General features: G+C 71.3%; 12 protein-coding genes. 10 read left to right on the top strand and 2 right to left on the bottom strand.

Going from position 1 to position 22625, the window contains the following annotated elements; translation table 11 throughout:
• Positions 1-36: 36 nt before the first annotated feature.
• The 4 genes from ACH4FH_RS20845 to ACH4FH_RS20860 all read left to right on the top strand — a co-directional run bounded on the left by ACH4FH_RS20845 (position 37) and on the right by ACH4FH_RS20860 (position 6635).
• Positions 37-2307 (top strand): M4 family metallopeptidase, encoded by a 2271-nt coding sequence (locus tag ACH4FH_RS20845; RefSeq protein ID WP_398557347.1) that lies wholly within the window; start codon positions 37-39, stop codon positions 2305-2307.
• 286 nt (positions 2308-2593) lie between these two features.
• Positions 2594-4225, top strand: coding sequence for a M4 family metallopeptidase (locus tag ACH4FH_RS20850; RefSeq protein WP_398557348.1), 1632 nt, complete (start codon positions 2594-2596; stop codon positions 4223-4225).
• A gap of 158 nt (positions 4226-4383) precedes the next feature.
• A complete protein-coding gene (locus ACH4FH_RS20855) occupies positions 4384-5040 on the top strand; it encodes a response regulator (RefSeq protein WP_398557349.1) in 657 nt (218 codons plus the stop codon).
• Entirely contained in the window at positions 5037-6635 is a 1599-nt protein-coding gene (locus tag ACH4FH_RS20860; RefSeq protein WP_398557350.1) for a sensor histidine kinase, read from the top strand. The genes ACH4FH_RS20855 and ACH4FH_RS20860 overlap by 4 nt, the downstream gene beginning before the upstream one ends.
• 115 nt (positions 6636-6750) lie before the next feature.
• Here ACH4FH_RS20860 and glgP read toward each other — a convergent pair whose 3' ends face one another.
• Positions 6751-9420, bottom strand: a complete 2670-nt coding sequence (glgP, locus tag ACH4FH_RS20865; protein ID WP_398557351.1) for an alpha-glucan family phosphorylase — start codon at positions 9418-9420, stop codon at positions 6751-6753.
• Between the two features lie 527 nt (positions 9421-9947).
• Between glgP and ACH4FH_RS20870 the strand changes: the two genes are divergently transcribed.
• From ACH4FH_RS20870 to glgB, 4 genes are all read left to right on the top strand, one after another.
• Positions 9948-11951, top strand: coding sequence for an alpha-1,4-glucan--maltose-1-phosphate maltosyltransferase (locus tag ACH4FH_RS20870; RefSeq protein WP_398557352.1), 2004 nt, complete (start codon positions 9948-9950; stop codon positions 11949-11951).
• The gene (gene treS, locus ACH4FH_RS20875) at positions 11948-13669 is read left to right on the top strand and encodes a maltose alpha-D-glucosyltransferase (protein WP_398557353.1); all 1722 of its coding nucleotides are present in this window, start codon (positions 11948-11950) and stop codon (positions 13667-13669) included. The genes ACH4FH_RS20870 and treS overlap by 4 nt, the downstream gene beginning before the upstream one ends.
• A gap of 301 nt (positions 13670-13970) precedes the next feature.
• The gene (locus ACH4FH_RS20880; protein ID WP_398557354.1) at positions 13971-15494 is read left to right on the top strand and encodes a maltokinase; all 1524 of its coding nucleotides are present in this window, start codon (positions 13971-13973) and stop codon (positions 15492-15494) included.
• A gap of 535 nt (positions 15495-16029) precedes the next feature.
• Positions 16030-18222 (top strand): 1,4-alpha-glucan branching enzyme, encoded by a 2193-nt coding sequence (gene glgB / locus ACH4FH_RS20885; protein WP_398557378.1) that lies wholly within the window; start codon positions 16030-16032, stop codon positions 18220-18222.
• A gap of 387 nt (positions 18223-18609) precedes the next feature.
• Here glgB and ACH4FH_RS20890 read toward each other — a convergent pair whose 3' ends face one another.
• Positions 18610-20016 carry a cation:dicarboxylate symporter family transporter gene (locus ACH4FH_RS20890; RefSeq protein ID WP_398557355.1) on the bottom strand — a complete coding sequence of 469 codons (1407 nt, stop codon included), beginning with the start codon at positions 20014-20016 and terminating at the stop codon, positions 18610-18612.
• 145 nt (positions 20017-20161) lie between these two features.
• On the opposite strand from ACH4FH_RS20890, the gene ACH4FH_RS20895 reads away from it, so the two are divergent.
• Together ACH4FH_RS20895 and ACH4FH_RS20900 are read left to right on the top strand one after the other, a co-directional pair.
• A complete protein-coding gene (locus ACH4FH_RS20895; protein WP_398557356.1) occupies positions 20162-21823 on the top strand; it encodes an ATP-binding protein in 1662 nt (553 codons plus the stop codon).
• Between the two features lie 61 nt (positions 21824-21884).
• Positions 21885-22574, top strand: a complete 690-nt coding sequence (locus ACH4FH_RS20900) for a response regulator (RefSeq protein ID WP_398557357.1) — start codon at positions 21885-21887, stop codon at positions 22572-22574.
• The last annotated feature ends 51 nt before the right edge of the window (positions 22575-22625 follow it).

A 22625-nucleotide genomic window follows, 5' to 3' on the forward strand; every position in this document is an offset into this window, starting at 1 on the left:
CGCACCGTCACGTCGGCCACCGCAGAAGGAGTCAGTGTGAGACGCACCCCCCATGGACGCGCCGTAGCGACCGGCGCACTGGTCGCCGCCACGGCGATGCTGGCCGTCGGCGTGCAAGCCGGCACCGGAGCCGCGGCCGCACCCCGGCCGGGCACCACCCACGCCGCGCCCGACCCCGGCGCCGTACCGGCCAAGCTGTCCCCCTCCCAGCGCGCGGAGCTGATCCGGGAGGCCGGCGCCACCACCGCCGACACCGCCCGGCAACTCAAGCTCGGCGCGAAGGAGAAGCTCGTCGTCAAGGACGTCTCGAAGGACGTCGACGGCACCACGCACACCCGCTACGAGCGCACCTACGACGGGCTGCCCGTCCTCGGCGGTGACCTCGTGGTGCACGAGAGCAAGGCCGGAGCGCTCCAGGGCGTCACCAAGGCCGTCCGCTCCCAGCTCAAGGTCGCCGGCACCACCGCGAAGATCAAGGCGGCCACGGCCGAGGCGAAGGCCGTGAAGTCCGCGCAGGCGCAGGGCTCGAAGAAGACCGAGGCCGCCAAGGCCCCGCGCAAGGTGGTCTGGGTCGCCGACGGCAAGCCGGTGCTCGCGTACGAGACCGTGGTCGGCGGGCTGCAGCACGACGGCACGCCCAACGAGCTGCACGTGATCACCGATGCCACCAACGGCGCCAAGATCTTCGAGTACCAGGGGATCGAGAACGGCACCGGCAACAGCCAGTACAGCGGCAAGGTGACGCTCGGCACCGCGCCCTCGTACACGCTGACCGACACCGGCCGCGGCAACCACAAGACGTACAACCTCAACCACGGCTCGTCCGGCACCGGGACGCTGTTCTCCGACCCGGACGACACCTGGGGCGACGGCACCCCGCAGAACGTCCAGACCGCCGGCGTCGACGCCCACTACGGCGCCGCGTTGACCTGGGACTACTACAAGAACGTGCACGGCCGCAGCGGCATCAGGGGCGACGGCGTGGGCGCCTACAGCCGGGTCCACTACGGCAACAACTACGTCAACGCCTTCTGGAGCGACAGCTGCTTCTGCATGACGTACGGCGACGGCAGCGGCAACGCCGCCCCGCTGACCTCCATCGACGTCGCGGCCCACGAGATGACGCACGGCGTCACCGCGGCCACCGCCAACCTCACCTACAGCGGTGAGTCCGGTGGCCTCAACGAGGGCACCTCCGACATCTTCGCCGCCGCCGTGGAGTTCAACGCCAACAACAGCAGCGACGTCGGCGACTACCTCGTCGGCGAGAAGATCGACATCAACGGCGACGGCACGCCGCTGCGCTACATGGACAAGCCCAGCAAGGACGGCGCGTCCAAGGACTACTGGTACTCCGGTATCGGCAACGTCGACGTGCACTACTCCTCAGGTGTCGCCAACCACTTCTTCTACCTGCTGTCCGAGGGCAGCGGCGCGAAGGACATCAACGGCGTCCACTACGACAGCCCGACGTACGACAACCTGCCGGTGCCGGGCATCGGCCGGGCCAACGCCGAGAAGATCTGGTTCAAGGCGCTCAGCCAGTACATGAGCGCGAACACCAACTACGCGGCGGCGCGCACCGCCACGCTGTCGGCGGCCGCCGACCTCTTCGGCCAGGGCAGCGCGACGTACAACACCGTCGCCAACACCTGGGCGGCGGTCAACGTCGGATCCCGGGTGCCGGACACCGGCGCGGTCAGCGTCACCAACCCGGGCAACCAGACGAGCACCGTGAACCAGGCGGCGAGTCTGCAGATCAAGGCCTCCAGCGGCACGGCGGGCGCCCTGTCGTACGCGGCGACCGGACTGCCCGCGGGCCTGTCGATCAACGCGAGCACCGGTCTGGTCTCCGGTACGCCGACCACGGCCGGCACCGGCAACGTGACGGTCACGGTCACCGACGCGGCCAAGAAGACCGGGACGGCCGCCTTCACCTGGACGGTCAACCCGGCCGGCGGCAGCAACGTCTTCGAGAACGCCGATGACGTCGCGATCCCGGACGCGGGCGCCGCGGTCACCTCGCCGGTCGCGGTGACCCGCAGCGGAAACGCGCCGAGCACGCTGAAGGCGGACGTCGACATCGTCCACACCTACCGCGGTGACCTGGTCCTGGACCTGATCGCCCCGGACGGTACGGCCTACCGGCTGAAGAACTCCAGCGCGACCGACTCGGCGGCCAACGTGAAGGCGACCTACACGGTCAACGCCTCCTCGGAGACGGCGAACGGCACCTGGAAGCTGCGGGTCCAGGACGTCTACGCCCGGGACACCGGATACATCAACGGCTGGAAGCTCACCTTCTGACCGGCGCCGGCACCTCGGCGTCACCCGGGTATGAAAGAAGCAGGCCGGAATCATCCGCTCCACCACAACTGACCTGCTGAACAGTCAAGTTGGGCGTCGCTCCCGGATCATCGGGGGCGGCGCCCGACTCCGTTATGCGAACAGCGATCTTCTCTGTACGAACGATTTTCGGCCAACATGCCGACACCCTCCTGACATGCACGCGTTCGAATGGCAGTCTTCCCGACGCACGTCACACCCGCATCGCTTTGCACCCCCACCACTTGGCAAAGTTGAAGGAGCACGCGTGACCCCCCGCATATCTCGTAAGACCCGTGTCACCGGTACCGTCGTCGCCGCAGCGGCCCTCCTGGCCGCAGGCATCACCGCAGGTACCGCGGGCGCGTCCCCCACGCAGACCACCGAGCAGGGCGGCACGCCGCTCAAGCTCAGCGCCTCCCACCGCGCGGAACTGCTGCGCGACGCGAGCGCAACCAAGGCGCAGACCGCCAAGGAGCTCGGCCTCGGCGCGCAGGAGAAGCTGGTCGTCAAGGACGTCATCAAGGACGCCGACGGCACCACGCACACCCGCTACGACCGCACCTACGCCGGCCTGCCGGTCCTGGGCGGCGACCTGATCGTGCACACCGCCAAGGGCGGCGCCATCAAGAGCACCACCAAGTCGACCGGCAAGTCGATCAAGGTGGCCTCCACCACGCCGAAGATCGCCCCGCAGACCGCCGCGAAGTCCGCGCACGGCACCGCGGCGAAGTCCATCAAGGCGGCGAAGGCCGACGCGCCGGCGCCCAAGAAGGTCGTCTGGGCCGCCGACGGCAAGTCCGTGCTGGCCTACGACACCGTCGTCAAGGGCGTCCAGAAGGACGGCACCCCCAGCCGGATGCACGTCATCACCGACGCCAACAGCGGCAAGAAGCTCTTCCAGTACGACGAGATCCACACCGGCAAGGGCGAGAGCGAGTACAGCGGCAGCGTCGAGCTGGGCACCTCCAAGGAGGGCTCCGGCTTCACGCTGACCGACGCGGACCGCGGTGGCCACAAGACCACCAACCTGGAGAACGGCGAGTCCGGCGACGGCAAGGCCTTCACCGACGAGGACGACGCCTGGGGCACCGGCAAGCCCGACGACCCGCAGACCGCGGCCGTCGACGCCCACTACGGCGCGGCCGTGACCTGGGACTACTACAAGACCGTGCACGGTCGCGCCGGCATCAAGGGCGACGGCAAGGGCGCCTTCTCCCGCGTCCACTACGGCGACAGCTACGTCAACGCCTTCTGGGACGACAGCTGCTTCTGCATGACGTACGGCGACGGCGAGGGCAACAAGGCCCCGCTCACCGCCCTCGACGTCGCGGCCCACGAGATGTCGCACGGTGTCACCTCCGCGACCGCCAACCTCACCTACAGCGGTGAGTCCGGCGGCCTCAACGAGGCCACCTCCGACATCTTCGGCACCTCGGCCGAGTTCTTCGCCAAGAACGACAAGGACCCGGGCGACTACCTCATCGGCGAGAAGATCGACATCAACGGCGACGGCACCCCGCTGCGCTACATGGACAAGCCCTCCAAGGACGGCTCGTCGCAGGACAACTGGGACTCCAGCACCGGTGGTCTCGACCCGCACTACTCCTCGGGTGTCGCCAACCACTTCTTCTACCTGCTGTCCGAGGGCAGCGGCGCGAAGGAGATCGGTGGCGTCAAGTACGACAGCCCGACGGCGGACGGCAAGAAGGTCGAGGGCATCGGCCGGGAGAAGGCCGAGAAGATCTGGTTCAAGGCCCTGACCGAGTACATGACCTCGAACACCGACTACAAGGCCGCGCGTGAGGCGACGGTCAAGGCCGCCACCGACCTCTACGGTGCGGACGGCGCCGAGGTCAAGGGTGTCGAGGCCGCGTGGACCGGTGTCGCCGTCAAGTAACTCCGCATCGCGGGTACTTGTGAGCGGTCGCTGATCACTCCGGGGTAGCGTGAACCCCAAGAGTGGGCGGTGTCCGGTGCCGGCGGCGGCCGGGGGAAGACTCCCCCGGCCGTCCGCCAGGCTCCGGACACCGCCCTTTCGCATGAGGGGGAGTGCGGATGATCCGCGTGCTGTTGGCAGACGACGAGCCGCTCATCCGGGCCGGCGTCCGCGCCATCCTGGGGAGCGCGCCCGATATCGAGGTCGTCGCGGAGGCCGCGGACGGCCACCAGGCGGTCGAGCTGGCCCGCGCCCACCGCCCCGACGTGCTGCTCCTGGACATCCGGATGCCACGCCTCGACGGCCTCGGCGCCGCCGCCGAACTGGCCACCGCCGCCCCCGGGACCGCCGTCGTGATGCTGACGACGTTCTCCGAGGACGACTACCTCGCCGGCGCCCTCGCCTCGGGCGCCGCCGGTTTCCTCCTCAAGTCCGGTGACCCCCGGGAGCTGCTCGCCGGGGTACGGGCCGTCGCCGAAGGCGGCGCGGCCCTCTCGCCGTCCGTCGCCCGGCGGGTCATCACCCACCTGGCACAGGGGCAGTTGGGCCGCGCGGTGGCCGCCCGCGTCCGGGTGGCCGAGCTGACCGGCCGTGAGCGCGAGGTCCTCGGGCTGGTCGGCGCGGGGCTGTCCAACGCGGAGATCGCCGAGCGGCTGTTCCTGGTCGAGGGCACCGTCAAGGCGCACGTCAGCGCGATCCTCGCCCGCCTGGGCTTCAAGAACCGCGTCCAGGCGGCGATCCTCGCGTACGAGGCCGGTCTGGTCCCCGCGTCATGACGCCCGTGCGGCTCCTCCGGCAGCCGCTGCCGGACCGTTGGCGGGTACGGCTTCCCGGGGCCGGGCTGTGGCTGCTGCTGTGCGTGCCGCCCGCCACCGCCTTCAACGCGTTGTCCGGCCGGGACCTGTGGGCGACGGCTCTCGCCTTCCCGCTCCTCGGCGTCTGCGTACTGCTGCGCGGACAACGGCCGTTGGTGTCGCTGGCGCTGCCGGTCGCGGCGAGCCTGGCCCTCTCCCTGGAGCTGTTCACCCCCGCTTACTGCCTGGCGCTCGCCGTCTTCGGCTATCTCGCCGGCGTGCGGCTGCCCTCCGCACGCCCCGTGCTGCGGCTGCTCGCCGCCGTCGCGCTCGCCGGTCTGCCGCTGAGCGCGATTTTCGGCCGCTCGCTGTGGCCGTGGTTCTCCCTGTTGCTGACACTGCTGCTCAACGTGGTGCTGCCGTGGCTCCTGGGACGCTACCGGCGGCAGTACGGCGCACTGGTCCGCACCGGCTGGCAGCTCGCCGAGCGGATGGAGCGCGAACAGCGAGCGGTCGCCGACCGCACCCGGCTGCGCGAACGCGCCCGGATCGCCGGCGACATGCACGACTCCCTCGGCCACGACCTGGCCCTGATCGCCCTGCGGGCGGGCGCACTGGAGGTCGACCCGCACCTGGACGAGGACCGCCGGGCGGCGGCAGGTGAGCTGCGCGCCGCGGCCGGCACGGCCACCGAACGGCTGCGGGAGATCATCGGCGTGCTGCGCACCGATGACGAGGCGCCGCCCCGGACACCGTCCGGCGAGAGCGTGCCGGCGCTCGTCGAGGACGCACGGTCCGCGGGCATGACGGTCACGCTGGAGCAGGTGCCGGAGGCCGGCCGGGAACGCCCCGGGGGTGACGCCGGGGACGCCGGGCTGCCCGCCATGACCGGGCGCGCCCTGCACCGCGTCGTCCAGGAGTCCCTGACCAACGCCGCCAAGCACGCCCCGGGTGCTGCCCTACGGGTACGCCTCGTGCGAGCCGCCGGACACATCGAACTGTCGGTGGTGAACGGCCCTCGCCCCGACGGTCCCGCTCCCGAAGCGATATCCGGCGGCAGTGGCCTGGTCGGCCTGGACGAGCGCGTACGACTGGCGGGCGGCATCTTGCGCACCGGGCCCACCCCGGAGGGCGGCTTCGCGGTGTCCGCCCGGCTGCCGACCGCCGGAGGCACACCGGCCTCGCCCGCAGATCGCGCCGAAGTGACGGCGTCACAGCGGGAGTTGGAGCTCGCCAGGCATCAGGTGCGGCGCCGGCTGCGGCAGACGGTGACCGTGCCGCTGGTGGTGATCACCGCGCTGTATCTGCTGATGGGCGTCTTCACCCTGGTCAGCCCGTCCTGGACGGTGCTGGACCGGGACCGCTACGACGCCCTGCGGACCGGGGCGCCGCGCGCCGAGATGGAGTCCGCGCTGCCGTTCTTCGCTCTGGACGTCCCACCGGACGGCACGCCCTCTCCCCCGGGCGGCTGGTCCTGCGTCTACTACAGCGTCCGAGCCGGTTCCGACTCGGCCTACCAACTCTGCTTCGCCGCTGACCGGCTGGTCCGCAAGGCCGTCGTCCACCGGCGCGACTGACGCCCGACTACGGCCCCCGCACGGCACCCCGGCGGCCGGGTGGCGACCGGAGCACGTCACCCGGCCGCCACGGCACGACATCGGTACGGCGGCGCACCGGCCCCGTACCCCGCGGTCACCTCAGCAGCACCCCCGGGGCCGGCCGCGATGTCTGCCCGCCCGCCTCCGCCGGCACCGCGACCAGGCCGGGTTCGGTGCCGGAGGCCAGCAGCCGGTGGGCCGGCAGGATGCGGACGGTGTAGCCGAAGGAGCCCGTGCGGTCCAGCGCGAGCGGTCCTTCGTAGAGGAGGCAGCCCGCGAGGTCGGGACCCGCGGTCGGCTTGAGCGGCAGGGCAGTGGCGTCGGTGATCCGGTCCGAGCCGTCGACCCTGCCGGAGACCACCTGCACCTCGACGTCCCCAGGGGTCAGTTCGCCGAGCGTCACCCGGACCCGCAGCGCCAGGGTGGCACCCAGCTCCGCGCTGCTGTGGGCCGGCCCGTCGGCGGCGCAGGTCTCCACATGGTCCACCGAGACCTGTGGCCAAGCGGCCCGCAGCCGCGCCTTGTGGGCCGCGAGCTCGCGGGCCGCGTCCGGAGTCAGGGCGCGGTGCGCGTGCGCGGCCGGGGTGTAGAGCCGCTCGACGTACTCGCGGACCATGCGACCGGCCAGCACCTTGGGCCCCAGCGTGACCAGGGTGCGGCGCACCATCTCGACCCAGCGGCTCGGCACCCCCGCCTCGCCCTGGTCGTAGAAGCGCGGCGCGATCTGCTGTTCCAGCAGCGTGTAGAGGGCGTTGGCCTCCAGCTCGTCGCGCCGGTCGTCGTCGATGGCGGCTCCGTCGGCGGTCGGGATGGTCCAGCCGAAGTCCGGCTCGTACCACTCGTCCCACCAGCCGTCGCGCACCGACAGGTTCAGCGCGCCGTTCAGGGCCGCCTTCATGCCGGAGGTGCCGCACGCCTCCAGCGGCCGCAGCGGGTTGTTGAGCCAGACGTCGCAGCCGGGGTAGAGCTTCTGCGCCATCGCCATGCCGTAGTCGGGAAGGAAGACCAGGCGGTGGCGGACCCCGGCGTCGTCGGCGAACCGCACCAGCTCCTGGATGAGCCGTTTGCCGCCCTCGTCGGCGGGGTGGGCCTTGCCGGCGACCACGATCTGGAGGGGCCGCTCGGGGTGCAGCAGCAGCTCCCGCAGCCGGTCGGGGTCGCGGAGCATGAGGGTGAGGCGTTTGTAGGAGGGGACCCGGCGGGCGAACCCGATGGTCAGGACGTCGGGCGAGAGGACATCGTCGATCCAGCCCAGTTCCGCGCTGCCGGCGCCGCGCTCCCGCCAGGAGGCGCGCAGCCGCTCCCTGACCTCGGCGACCAGTTGCTCGCGCAGGGTGCGGCGCAGCTCCCAGATGGCGGCGTCCGGGATGCTGCGGACCGCCTCCCAGCGCTCCGAACCGCCGACGGACAGCGCCTCCTCGGCCCGCCCGGCGCCGATCTGCCGCGCGCCGAGCCGCAGCACCTCGGGCGCCACCCAGGTCGGTGCGTGCACCCCGTTCGTGACGGACGTGATCGGCACCTCCTCGGCGTCGAATCCGGGCCACAGTCCGGCGAACATCTCGCGGCTGACCTGTCCGTGCAGGGTGGAGACGCCGTTGGCGCGCTGGGCCAGCCGCAGACCCATCACGGCCATGTTGAAGAGGTCCGGCTTGCCGCCCGGGTAGGACTCGGTGCCCAGCTCCAGGATCCGGTCCGGGTCGATGCCGGGCAGCTCGCCGTCGTCGCCGAAGTGGCGGGCGACCAGGTCGCGGTCGAAGCGGTCGATGCCCGCGGGTACGGGCGTGTGCGTGGTGAAGACGGTGCCGGCCCGTACGGCTTCCAGGGCGGCGCCGAACTCCATGCCTTCTTCGGCGAGTTCGCGGATCCGCTCCAGGCCGAGGAACCCGGCGTGGCCCTCGTTGGTGTGGAAGACCTCGGGCACGGGGTGGCCGGTCAGCCGGCAGTACGCCCGGACGGCCCGCACGCCGCCGATGCCCAGCAGCATCTCCTGGAGCAGCCGGTGCTCGCTGCCGCCGCCGTAGAGCCGGTCGGTGACCTCGCGTTCGCCGGGGCCGTTGTCCTCGACGTGGGAGTCGAGCAGCAGCAGCGGGACCCGGCCGACCTGCGCCTGCCAGACGACGGCGCGCAGCTGCCCGCCCCCCGGGAGGGCGAGCGCGATCTGCGCGGGCGTGCCGTCGGCCTCCCGCAGCAGGGTCAGCGGCAGCTCGTTGGGGTCGAGGACGGGATAGTGCTCCTGCTGCCAGCCCTCCCGGGAGAGTGACTGGCGGAAGTAGCCGTGCCGGTAGAGGAGTCCTACGCCGATCAGGGGTACGCCGAGGTCACTGGCGGCCTTGAGGTGGTCGCCGGCGAGGATGCCGAGGCCGCCGGAGTACTGCGGCAGGGCGGCGGTGATGCCGAATTCCGGCGAGAAGTAGGCGATGGCGGTCGGCCGTTCCCTGCCGGGCCCTGCGCCTTGCGGTTCCTCGTCCGCGGTCTGGTACCAGCGGCGGCCGTCGAGGTAGTCGTGCAGGTCGGCGCCGGCCGTGGCCAGCCGGCGCAGAAAACGGTGGTCGCCGGTCAGCTCGGAGATCCGTTCGGCGGAGACGGCGGCGAGCATCCGCACGGGGTCGCCGCCCGCACGCCGCCAGCCGTCGGGGTCGACGGCCTGGAACAGCTCGCGGGTCTCGGGGTGCCATGACCAGCGCAGGTTACGCGCGAGGTCACTGAGGGGTCGTAGGGAATCGGGAAGGACGGGACGCACGGTGAAACGACGAATGGCCTTCACGCCTCGACGGTAACCGTGCGGGGGCCCGGCAACCATCACGCGCCGCCGCGTGGCTCCGTCTACCGCCGGGTCGGCCGATATGGCTGATTCCACCCCCTCATGCGCTCTTGTACGGACTCCCTCCTGGAGAGAGGCTGCGGTGTGCGCCGCCGGGACCCATGCGGCACCCGGTACCCGCAGACCACAACTCCGCTGTGATCACGATGAGTTGAGGAGGGGAATGCCGAGCGTCTTCCTACCGCGACCGCCGCCCGTGCGGGTGTGCGAGCGGATCGAACAGCTCGCCACAGCCCCCTGGTTACGTACCAGTAGTTCACATACAACCGGATTGCCCGACCGCCGGCCGAGGGAAGGCTCCCCGGGTACGCCGTTCCTCGCGCACGATCCGTACGCACCGACTCGGACCGCCGCACCCCGCCAACCGAGTGAAAGCGGACAGGAGCGCCCATGCCCGGACCCCGTACCCCCGCCATGGAACGGATACAAAGGACAAAACCCTTAAAGCATCACAAGCCCCAGGTGAGCCCATGATCGGTCGCATCCCTGTTCTGGACATCAGCCCGCAGATCGATTGCGGCCGCCGCCCGGCGAAGGCGGTGGTGGGCGAGACCTTCGAAGTCTCGGCCACCGTCTTCCGCGAGGGCCATGACGCGGTAGCGGCCAATGTGGTGCTGCGCAACCCGGCCGGCCGGTGCGGCCCCTGGACGCCGATGCGCGAGCCGCAGCCCGGCACGGACCGTTGGTCCGCCGAGGTCACCACCGATGTCGAGGGCCGCTGGACGTTCACCGTCGAGGCCTGGTCCGATCCGGTCACCACCTGGCGGCGGCACGCCACGATCAAGATCCCGGCGGGCATCGACACCGAGCTGGTCCTCACCGAGGGCGCCGAGCTGCTGGAGCGGGCGGCCGCCGACGTACCCAAGAGCGACGGCCGGGAGACGGTCCTCGGCGCCGTGGACGCGCTGCGCGACGGCACGCTCCCTGCCGCGACCCGCCTGGCCGCCGCCCTGGCCCCCGAGGTCACCGACGCCCTGGACCGCCACCCCCTGCGCGAACTGCTCACCGTCTCGCGCCCGGTGCCGCTGGTCGTCGAGCGGCGGCGCGCCCTCTACGGCTCGTGGTACGAGCTCTTCCCCCGCTCCGAAGGCGCGAGAACCGCACCGGACGGCACCCCCGTCAGCGGCACCCTGCGCACCGCCGCCGACCGGCTGCCCGCCATCGCCGCGATGGGCTTCGACGTCGTCTATCTCCCGCCGATCCACCCCATCGGCACCTCCTTCCGCAAGGGCCCCAACAACTCCCTCGCCGCAGGGCCCCACGACGTCGGCTCCCCCTGGGCCATCGGCTCCGCCGACGGTGGCCATGACGCCCTCCACCCGGACCTGGGCACCTTCGAGGACTTCGCCCACTTCGTGCAGACCGCCCGCGATCTGCGCATGGAGGTGGCGCTCGACTTCGCGCTGCAGTGCTCCCCCGACCACCCGTGGGTCGAGCGGCACCCCGACTGGTTCCACCACCGCGCCGACGGCTCCATCGCCTACGCCGAGAACCCGCCGAAGAAGTACCAGGACATCTACCCCCTCGCCTTCGACGCCGACTTTCGCGGACTGGTCCGCGAGACCAAGCGGGTGCTGCGCTTCTGGATGGCCAAGGGCGTACGGATCTTCCGCGTCGACAACCCGCACACCAAACCGGTGCACTTCTGGGAGAAGGTCATCGGCGACCTCAACCGCACCGACCCCGACGTGCTCTTCCTCGCCGAGGCGTTCACCCGCCCGCCGATGCTGCACACCCTCGCCAAGGTCGGCTTCCACCAGTCGTACACCTACTTCACCTGGCGCAACACCAAGCGGGAACTCACCGACTACCTCACCGAGCTGTCCGGGGACGGTGCGGCCTACCTGCGGCCCAACTTCTTCGTGAACACCCCCGACATCCTGCACGCCTACCTCCAGGAAGGCGGCCGCACCGCATTCGAGATCCGCGCCGTCCTGGCCGCCACGCTCTCCCCGACCTGGGGGGTGTACGCCGGCTACGAGCTGTACGAGTCGACGCCCGTCCACCGCGGCAGTGAGGAGTACATGGACTCCGAGAAGTACCAACTCAGGCCGCGCGACTGGGATGCGGCCGCCCGCGAAGGACGCACCATCGCCCCGCTCCTCACCACGCTCAACCGCATCCGCCGACGGCACCCCGCCCTTCAGCAACTGCGGTCCCTGCACTTCCACCCCGTCGACAACGACGCCGTCATCGCGTTCTCCAAGCGCGAGGGACACGGCGCCGAGGCCGACACGATTCTCACGGTGGTCAACCTCGACCCGCACCACACCCACGAGGCGACGGTGTCGTTGGACATGCCGGAACTCGGCCTCGACCGGGACGATTCCTTCCCGGTGCGCGACGAGCTCACCGGCGACACCTACCACTGGGGCAGGGACAACTATGTGCGCCTTGAGCCGGGCCGCTCTCTCGCGCCCGCTCATGTGCTGTCGCTGCGACCGTCCTCACCGATCGGAGGGTCACCCAATTGATCGTCAATGAGCCTGTCCCCGACAAGTTCGAGGACACCCCGGCGAAGGACCGCGATCCCGACTGGTTCAAACGGGCTGTCTTCTACGAGGTCCTGGTGCGCTCCTTCCAGGACAGCAACGGCGATGGCGTCGGCGACCTCAAGGGCATCACGGCCAAGCTCGACTATCTGCAATGGCTGGGGGTGGACTGCCTCTGGCTCCCGCCGTTCTTCAAATCCCCCCTGCGGGACGGCGGCTACGACGTCTCCGACTACACCTCAGTGCTCCCCGAGTTCGGCGATCTGGCCGACTTCGTGGAATTCGTCGACGCCGCCCACCAGCGCGGCATGCGGGTCATCATCGACATGGTGATGAACCACACCAGCGACCAGCACCCGTGGTTCCAGGAGTCGCGCACCGACCCCCAGGGGCAGTACGGCGACTACTACGTCTGGGCCGACGACGACAAGCAGTACGCCGACGCCCGGATCATCTTCGTCGACACCGAAGCCTCCAACTGGACCTTCGACCCGGTGCGCAAGCAGTACTACTGGCACCGCTTCTTCTCCCACCAGCCGGACCTCAACTACGAGAACCCGGCGGTCCAGGAGGAGATGATCTCCGCCCTGCGCTTCTGGCTCGACCTCGGCATCGACGGCTTCCGGCTCGACGCGGTGCCCTACCTCTACGCAGAGGAAGGCACCAACTGCGAGAACCTGCCCGCCTCGCACGGCTTCCTCAAGCGGGTGCGGGCCGAGATCGACGCGCACTACCCGGACACGGTGCTGCTCGCCGAGGCCAACCAATGGCCCGAGGACGTCGTCGACTACTTCGGTGACTACGCCGTCGGCGGCGACGAATGCCACATGGCGTTCCACTTCCCCGTCATGCCGCGGATCTTCATGGCGGTACGCCGGGAATCGCGCTACCCGGTCTCCGAGATCCTCGCCAAGACCCCCGCGATCCCCTCCGGCTGCCAGTGGGGCATCTTCCTGCGCAACCACGACGAGCTCACCCTCGAAATGGTCACGGACGAAGAACGCGACTACATGTACGCGGAGTACGCCAAGGACCCCCGGATGCGCGCCAACATCGGCATCCGGCGACGGCTCGCACCGCTGCTCGACAACGACCGCAACCAGATCGAGCTCTTCACCGCCCTGCTGCTCTCGCTGCCCGGCTCGCCGATCCTCTACTACGGCGACGAGATCGGGATGGGCGACAACATCTGGCTCGGTGACCGCGACGCGGTGCGCACCCCGATGCAGTGGACGCCGGACCGCAACGCCGGCTTCTCCTCCTGCGACCCCGGCCGGCTCTCCCTGCCGACCATCATGGACCCCGTCTACGGCTACCAGGTGACCAACGTCGAGGCAGCGATGAGTTCGCCGTCCTCGCTGCTGCACTGGACCCGCCGGATGATCGAGATCCGTAAGCAGAATCCGGCGTTCGGACTCGGCAGCTACACCGAACTCCCCTCCTCCAACCCGGCGGTGCTGGCCTTCCTGCGCGAGGCGCCGGCCGCCGAGGCGGGCGCGGACGACGATCTGGTGCTGTGCGTGCACAACTTCTCGCGCTTCGCCCAGCCGACGGAGCTGGATCTCCAGTCGTTCAGCGGCCGCCATCCGGTGGAACTCATCGGTGGCGTCCGCTTCCCGCCGATCGGTGAGTTGCCGTATCTGCTGACCCTGGCGGGCCACGGCTTCTACTGGTTCCGGCTGCGCAAGAACCCCGCCTAGCGGGGCGGCCCACCGGGCGGCGGCGTCAAAAAATCCGCCCGTACGCGGCGCCATGGCGCGTACGGGCGTTTTTTGACCTTTCGCTCGGGCACTCTTCCTACTACCGCACGGGCCGGGTGGGCCATCGTCGGTCCGCCCCGGTCCGGGGGCCGCCACGCAGCGGGTATCACGTCATGCCGCAAAGCTCCGCTGCCGTACGGACGATCCTCGTCCGACACGTCCCACACCGCCGCACAGTCAAGGCCGCATTCCGGGACACTTTGCCCTACCTGTCGTGTGCCCGGGGAAAGGACGCGACGCCATGTCGGACACCGCCTCGACCCGTGCCACCCGAAACACCCCTGACCGCCCGCTCGTCTCCGCACCCGATCTGCTGTCCTCACTGGCACCCCTGCTCGCCGAATGGGTGCCACGCCAGCGCTGGTTCGCCGGTAAGGGACGGCTGATCACCGGCTTCACGCTGGTATCGGCGACGGAGCTGCTCCCGTGTACCGGTGACGGCAGCGCGCCGGGCCTGCTCCAGCTGCTGGTCCGCGCCCAGCAGTCCGCACCCGCCAGCCGCACGCCCGTCGTCGGCGACTGCTATCAACTCCTGCTCGGCGTACACACCGCGCTGCCACCGCAGCTGGCGCCGGCCGTGATCGGCCACCCGGCCGGCGGCCCGCTGCGCGGCCGCACCGTCTACGACGCGCTGGCCGACAACCGCCTGTGCGCGCTGCTCCTGGAGCGGCTGCGGATGCCCGGCCGGATCGGCGCGGTGCGCTTCTGCCGGGAAGCCGGCTACGACATTCCCTCCGGGCTGCCCGCCCGGCCGATCGCCGTCGAGCAGTCGAACTCCTCCATCGTCTATGGAGATACGTTCATCCTGAAGGTCTTCCGGCGGATCGCGCCCGGCGTCAACCCGGATCTGGAGCTGCCGCGCGCCCTGGCCGACGCCAAGTGCTCGCGGGTGCCCGCGCCCGCCGCCTGGTTCGAGACGGACGCCGCCCGGGACGGCGCGGAGGCGACCACGCTGGGGGTCCTGCAGCCGTTTCTCCAAGGCTCCGCGGACGGCTGGCAACTGGCGCTCAACGCCCTGTCCGTACGCGCCGACTTCACCAGCTCCGCGCGGGCGCTCGGCCACGCCACCGCCGAGGTGCACACCGCGCTCGCACAGACCCTGCCGACCTCCGAGCTGCGCCGCCCCCAGCTGGAGGCGATCGCCGAGCGGATGAACGAACGCCTGGACGCGACCGCCCGTGCGGTTCCCCTCCTCCAGCCCTACCGCGCACGTCTGCGGGACGCCTTCGACGCGCTGGCGGCGGTCGGCCACGACGGGCGCAGCTGGGCCGCCCAGCGCATCCACGGCGATCTGCACCTGGGTCAGACGCTGCGTTCCGCCGCGGAGGGCCGCTGGTCGCTGATCGACTTCGAGGGGGAACCGGCCCGACCGCTGGCCGAGCGGCGCCGCCTGGAGCCCGCGGTGCGCGATGTCGCGGCGATGCTGCGCTCCTTCGACTACGCCGCGCGCAGCGGCCCGGCCGGTGGCGACCCCTGGTCGCTGGAGTGGGCACGGCGCACCCGTGAGGCGTACTGCCTGGGCTACGCCGAGGCAGGCGGTCTCGATCCGCGCTCCGCTCCCGAGCTGATGCGCGCCTACGAGACCGACAAGGCCGTCTACGAAGTGCTCTACGAGGCCCGGCACCGCCCCGACTGGCTGTCCGTCCCGATGGCCGCCATCCGGCGGCTGGCCGCGGGCGGGCAACCCGCGGACGGCGCCGGGAGCAGGGAGTCCACCGGTGAGGCGGCCCGGTCCGAGCCTCCCGGGGCCGACGGGCGCGGGTGAGGGCGCCCGGCCACGCGACCGTTCGCGCCGCGGAGGGTGTCGCCCGCACCGAACGCCGGGGTGACCCCGGCACCGCCCCTCCCGTCCCCGGCGCCACTGCGCCCCCACACGCCCCCCGGCTCACCACGCTCCACCGCCGTGCCGCCCACCGCCCCCGTCCGACCGATGCCCCGCCCCCGAGGAGGCTCCTCTCGTGACCCCCCGTCCGTCGTCCCGCCGTACCGCTTCCGACACCGCGCCCGCCAAGAACGCGCCCGAGGAACCTGCCCGAAGGTCCCCTCGCGCGGCGAGGTCCCGGCCGCCGGTCGGCGAGACCGCCGCCCCGTCCGAGCCGGCCGCCGCGCCGGAAGCCCCCGTGGCGGCCGAGAGCGTCCCGGCCACCGAGACCGGCACCGTCACCGAGGCCGCCTCCGGTGCCGACGCCGCGCGCGCGTCGGCCCCACGGCCGCCCGCCCCCCGGGCCGCGGCCTCCGCGCCGACCCGCACCGCGCGGCCGGCCCGCACCCGGGCGGCGAAGCCGAAGGCCGGCGACGGCGTGCGGGCCGCCACCCCGCTGGACGACGAGGACCGCGGGCGGCTGCTGGGCGGTGCCCACCACGATCCGCACGGGCTGCTCGGCGCGCATCCCGTGCCCGGTGGTGTGCTGATCCGGACCCTGCGGCCGTACGCGACGGCGGTGACCGTCCTGGCGAAGGGGCTGCGCGCAGCGCTGCGCCCCGAGGGTGACGGGCTGTTCGCCGGGGTGCTGCCACTGGCGCAGATCCCGGAGTACGAGCTGGAGGTCGCCTACGACGACACCACCGTCACGGTGCAGGACCCGTACCGCTTCCTGCCGGCGCTCGGCGAGCTGGATCTGCATCTGCTGGGTGAGGGCAGGCACGAGCAGCTGTGGCACGCGCTCGGCGCGCGCATCATGGACCACCAGGGCGCGACCGGTACCCGCTTCACCGTCTGGGCGCCGAACGCGCAAGGTGTCCGGGTCGTCGGGAACTTCAACTACTGGGACGGCACCTGCTTCCCGATGCGCTCGCTCGGCTCGTCCGGCGTCTGGGAGCTGTTCCTGCCCGGCGTCGGCGAGGGAGAGCTGTACAAGTTCGAGATCACCCGGCCGGACGGGTCCCGGACGGTGCGCGCCGACCCGATGGCGCGGCGTACCGAGTGCCCGCCGGCCACCGCGTCGGTGGTGGTGGAGTCGCACTACCACTGGAAGGACGAGGACTGGATGGCGCGGCGCGCCGACCGCCCCGTGCACCAGGCGCCGTTCTCCGTCTACGAGGTTCACCTCGCCTCCTGGCGCCCCGGCCTGACCTATCGGCAGCTCGCGACGCAACTGCCCGCGTACGTGAAGGACTTGGGTTTCACGCACGTCGAGCTGATGCCGGTCTCTGAGCACCCCTTCGGCGGCTCCTGGGGCTATCAGGTGACCGGGTTCTACGCGCCCACCGCACGGATGGGCACCCCGGACGACTTCAAGTTCCTGGTCGACGCGCTGCACCGGGCCGGTATCGGTGTCCTGATGGACTGGGTGCCCGCGCACTTCCCGCGGGACGACTGGGCGCTGGCGGAGTTCGACGGGCGTGCGCTGTACGAGCACTCGGACCCCTCGCGGGCCGCGCACCCGGACTGGGGCACCCTGGAGTTCGACTACGGCCGCACCGAGGTCCGTAACTTCCTGGTCGCCAACGCCGTCTACTGGTGCGAGGAGTTCCACATCGACGGCCTGCGGGTGGACGCCGTCGCCTCGATGCTCTACCTCGACTATTCGCGCGAGGACGGCGGCTGGACGCCCAATATCCACGGCGGGCGGGAGAACCTCGACGCGGTCGCCTTCCTCCAGGAGATGAACGCGACCGTCTACCGCCGCTGCCCCGGCGTCGTCACCATCGCCGAGGAGTCCACGGCCTGGAACGGCGTCACCCGCGCCACCCACGAGGTCGGGCCGGACGGCTTCGGCGGTCTGGGCTTCGGCCTGAAGTGGAACATGGGCTGGATGCACGACTCCCTGGTCTATGTGTCCAAGGAGCCGGTGCACCGCAGGTACCACCACGGCGAGATGACCTTCTCCATGATCTACGCCTACTCCGAGAACTACGTGCTGCCCATCTCCCACGACGAGGTGGTGCACGGCAAGCGCTCGCTGGTGTCGAAGATGCCCGGTGACTGGTGGCAGCAGCGCGCCAACCACCGGGCGTATCTGGGGTACATGTGGTCCCACCCCGGCAAGCAACTCCTCTTCATGGGGCAGGAGTTCGCCCAGGGGGCGGAGTGGGCGGAGAGCCATGGCCCGGACTGGTGGCTGCTGGAGCCGAGTTACGAGGCGGAGCCCGACCACCGCGGTGTGCGGGACCTGGTTCGCGATCTCAACCGCGGCTATGCCGCCGCGCCCGCGCTCTGGGAGCGGGACACCGACCCGGCGGGCTTCGCCTGGATCGACGGCGATGCGAGCGAGGACAACGTCTTCGCCTTCGCCCGCTTCGCCGCCGACGGCTCCCCCCTGATCTCGGTCACCAACTTCTCACCGGTCGTGCGTCATGCCTTCCGGCTCGGCGTCCCCGACGAGATCCCCGCCTGGCGCGAGGTCCTCAACACCGACGACGCGCGCTACGGCGGCAGCGGAGTCGGCAACGGGGAGCCCCTGAAGGCCGAGCCGACCCCCTCCCACGGCCGCCCCGCCTCCATCGCGCCGGCGCTGCCCCCACTGGCCACGCTGTGGTTCCGCCCGGCCTGACAACCACCGCAACCGTCAGGGACGGTGACTGTCAGGACCGTCCGCCGCCCTGCCCCGTCGCGCTCCGGTCGCGGGGCGGGGCCCCGGCCGCCCCGCCTCCCTCCGGCATCCGCCACAGCCTCCCCGCCGCACGGACAAATCCCCCCAAGTGGCCAATGACCCACCCCTCTTTTCGGCCGCGGCCGACCGGCGCCGACCGCTGTTCTGCCGCTGTATTCATGCTCCCAGGGGGCACTGACAATCGACCGTCGTGAACAGCGAGGGCGGGAAAACACCAGGTCACAGGGGTGATGGCCGGACCGGGGAGCGAGCGGACGCGGGGAGCGGAAACAGGAGGGGCGGGCGCCGCGCGGCGCCCGCCCCTCCTGATGTGGTCCGTCCGGGGAATCAGACCCCCGCGACCTTCTTCACGCTCGTCCCGTCGCGCGGTCCGACGACCTCCGCCTCGGGGGCCGGACCGTGTCCGTCCGCGGACAGCGTCTGCTCGTCGAACGGAGCCCGGCCGGCCAGTACCTCGGCCACCCGGACCTTGTCGATCTCCTTCGTCCAGGTGCCGACCAGGACCGTGGCCACCGCGTTGCCCGCGAAGTTGGTCATCGCCCGCGCCTCGCTCATGAACCGGTCGATACCGACGATCAGACCGACACCGTCCACCAGCTCCGGGCGGTGCGACTGCAGACCGCCCGCCAGTGTCGCCAGACCGGCGCCGGTGACGCCCGCGGCACCCTTCGACGCGATGATCATGAAGACCAGCAGCGAGATCTGCTGCCCGAGCGAGAGCGGCTTGCCCATCGCCTCGGCCACGAACAGCGAGGACATCGTCAGATAGATGGCGGTGCCGTCGAGGTTGAAGCTGTAGCCGGTCGGGACGGTGATGCCGACCACCGGCTTGCTGACACCCAGGTGCTCCATCTTCGCGATGAGCCGGGGCAGCGCCGACTCCGAGGAGGAGGTGGACAGGATCAGCAGGAACTCGCGCGCCAGGTACTTCAGCAGGCTGAAGATGTTCACGCCGGCGACCAGCCGCAGCAGGGCGCCCAGCACCACGATCACGAACAGCAGACAGGTGGTGTAGAAGCCGATCATGATGATGGCCAGCGACTTGAGCGCGTCCAGGCCGGTCTCGCCGACCACCGCCGCGATCGCGCCGAAGGCACCCACCGGCGCCGCCCACATGATCATCGAAAGCACCCGGAAGACCAGCTTCTGGATGTGCCCCACACCGCGCAGGACCGGCTCGCCCGCCGAGCCCAGCGCCTGCAGGCCGAAGCCCACCAGCAGCGCGACGACCAGCGTCTGCAGCACCTCACCCTGAGTGAAGGCGGACACCAGCGTGGTCGGGATCATGCCCAGCAGGAACTCGGGCAGGCTCTCGCCGCCGCCCTCCGTCTGCGCGTGGCCGGCGTCGCGGACCGTGTCGGTCAGGTGCAGACCCGATCCGGGGTCCAGGAGGTTGCCGACGACCAGGCCGATGGCGAGCGCGACGGTGGACATCACCATGAAGTAGCCCAGGGCGAGCCCGCCCACCGCGCCGACCTTGGCCGCCTTACGTACCGAGCCGACGCCCAGCACGATGGTGCAGAAGATGATCGGCGAAATCATCATCTTGATCAGGTTCACGAACCCGGTGCCGAGCGGCTTGAGCTCGACGGCGACACCGGGGGCGGCGAAGCCCACGATGACTCCGAGCACCACCGCGCCGATGACGGCGATGTACAGGAAATGTGTCCGGTCCCGTTTCTTCGTCACGGTCGCCTCGGTGATGCCCCCGGACGGCGGGGTCTGTGCAGCCACGGCTGCCTCCTCGGGTCTACGGCTGTGCGGCTGATCTGCGGCTCTCTCGCACAACGGGTTCCGGTGACTATGCACGCCGCGTGTGGCGCCCGTCACCCTTACGTGCATTTCGTTCACGTAAAAGTGACCGTGCAGACTGTTACGTATGCGCCTCCCCCGACCCCGCCTCCCTCTGCCGCTCCGGGGCCCCCGCAGCCTCGCCGGGCAGCTCTTCGCCATGCAGGTGGTGCTGGTCGCGGTGGTCGTCGCGGGCTGCGCCCTCTTCGCGTACCTCAGCGCCGGCCGGCAGGCGGAGGAGACGGCGCGGCGGCAGGCGACGGCCACGGCCACCGCCGTCGCCGACTCCCCCGCCGTCGTGGCGGCGGCCCGCACCCGGGACCCGACGCCCGCGCTCCAGCCGTACACCGAACGGCTCCGGCGGGACGCGGACGTCGACTTCATCGTGGTGATGGCCCCGGACAAGACCCGCTGGACCCACCCGCGGCCGTCCGCGATCGGCAAGACGTATCTCGGCCATATCGGGCCGGCCCTGCGCGGCGAGACCTTCGACGAGACGCATCTGGGGGTGCTCGGGCCTTCGGTGCGGGTCGTCGCGCCGGTCCGCGACCCGGAGCGCGGCAACCGGATCACGGCACTGGTCAGCTCCGGTATCACCGTCCAGACGATCAGCCGGGAACTGCGCGACCAGGTGCTGGCGCTGATCGGCGTCGCGGCGGCCGCCCTGGCGCTCGGCGGCCTCGGCACCTACGTGATCAACGCGCGGCTGCGGCGGCACACCCACGGGATGAACGCCGCCGAGCTGAGCCGGATGCACGACTATCACCAGGCCGCGCTGCACGCGGTGCGCGAGGGGCTGCTGATGCTCGACGGGCAGCGCCGGGTCGCCCTGATCAACGACGGCGGACGGGAGCTGCTCGGGCTCCCCGACAGCGCGCTCGGCCGGTCCGTGACGGAGCTGGGGCTGCCCACCCCCCTGACCGAGGCGCTGCTGGCGCCGGGCCCGCGCGTCGACGAACTCCACCTCACCAGCGAGCGGGTCCTCGTCCTCAACTCCGCGCCGGTCTCCGGCGGCGAGCAGTTCGGCAGCGTCGTCACCCTCCGCGACCACACCGAACTCCAGGCGCTCTCCGGCGAGTTGGACTCGGTCCGCGACTTCGCCGAGGCGCTGCGCTCGCAGGCGCACGAGGCCGCCAACCGGCTGCACACCATGGTGTCGCTGATCGAACTCGGGCGCGTGGCGGACGCCGTGGAGTTCGCGACCTCGGAGCTGGAGCTGGCCCAGGAACTCACCGACCAGGTCGTCGCGGCGGTCGCCGAGCCGGTCCTCGCCGCGCTGCTCCTCGGCAAGGCCGCCCAGGCCAACGAGCACGGCGTCGAACTGACCCTCACCCCCGACAGCCGGATCGACGACGGACTGATCCCGCCCGGTCTGCCCGCCCGCGACCTCGTCACCGTGCTCGGCAACCTCATCGACAACGCCATCGACGCCGCCGCGCCGCCCCGGGAACACGCCGCGCCCGGTGCCCCACGGGTCCTCGTCACCGCGCGGGCCACGGACGAGGAACTGCTGCTGCGCGTCGAGGACAACGGGCCCGGGGTGCCGGAGGACGCCGTGGAGGAGATCTTCCAGCGCGGCTGGAGCACCAAACAGGGCCCTACCGCGCCCGCCCGCGGCCGCGGCCTCGGCCTGGCCCTCGTCCAGCAGGCCGCGCGGCGCCACCACGGCACCGTCACTCTCGACCGGGGGGCGAGCGGCGGCGCGCGGTTCACCGTACGGTTGCCGCTGCGCACGGGGGTGGCACCATGACCGACGCGGGCGGCTGCGCGGCCCGCCGGGCCGGCCGCCACGCCCGCTCGACCACGAGAGGATGAGCCCGGTGACCCCTTCCGACATCCGGGTCCTCGTCGTCGAGGACGACCCGGTCGCCGCCGACGCACACGCCCTGTACGTCGGGCGGGTATCCGGCTTCACCGTCTCCGGCACCGTGCACTCCGGCGCCGACGCCCGCCGCCACCTCGACCAGCACCCCGTCGACCTGCTGCTGCTCGACCTCTATCTACCGGACGGCCACGGGCTGAAGCTGGTGCGCAAGCTGCGCGCGGCGGGTCACACCGCCGATGTCATCGCCGTCACCTCCGCCCGCGACCTGGCGGTGGTGCGCGAGGGCGTCTCCCTCGGCGTCGTGCAGTACGTGCTGAAGCCGTTCACCTTCGCCACCCTGCGTGACCGGCTGACCCGCTACGCCGAGTTCCGCGCCACCGTCGGTGAGGCGAGCGGGCAGGACGAGGTGGACCGGGCGATCGCCTCGCTGCGCGCGCCGCGCCCCGCCGCCATGCCCAAGGGCCTGACCGCGGCCACCCTGCGCGCGGTGACCGATGTGCTGCGCGCCGCCGAGGGCGGTCTGACGGCGACCGAGGCAGCCGCCGATGTGGGGATCTCCCGCATCACCGCCCGCCGCTACCTCGAACACCTCGTGGAGAGCGGCCGGGCCGCCCGCGCCCCGCAGTACGGCCAGGTCGGCCGCCCGGAATTGCGCTACCGCTGGTCGGGCCATTGACCCGCTCCGGGAGGTGACTTACCTTCACCGGGCAGCCCACCGTGGCTAGTT

This window comes from Streptomyces sp. NPDC017993, from assembly GCF_044328065.1.
In the GTDB taxonomy this organism is placed as follows: domain Bacteria; phylum Actinomycetota; class Actinomycetes; order Streptomycetales; family Streptomycetaceae; genus Streptomyces.

Coding starts and splice junctions, on each gene's coding strand:
- ACH4FH_RS20880 (WP_398557354.1), top strand. CDS start 13,971: ATGTCGGACACCGCCTCGACCCGTGCCACCCGAAACACCCCTGACCGC.
- ACH4FH_RS20895 (WP_398557356.1), top strand. CDS start 20,162: ATGCGCCTCCCCCGACCCCGCCTCCCTCTGCCGCTCCGGGGCCCCCGC.
- ACH4FH_RS20900 (WP_398557357.1), top strand. CDS start 21,885: ATGAGCCCGGTGACCCCTTCCGACATCCGGGTCCTCGTCGTCGAGGAC.
- ACH4FH_RS20870 (WP_398557352.1), top strand. CDS start 9,948: ATGATCGGTCGCATCCCTGTTCTGGACATCAGCCCGCAGATCGATTGC.
- ACH4FH_RS20855 (WP_398557349.1), top strand. CDS start 4,384: ATGATCCGCGTGCTGTTGGCAGACGACGAGCCGCTCATCCGGGCCGGC.
- ACH4FH_RS20860 (WP_398557350.1), top strand. CDS start 5,037: ATGACGCCCGTGCGGCTCCTCCGGCAGCCGCTGCCGGACCGTTGGCGG.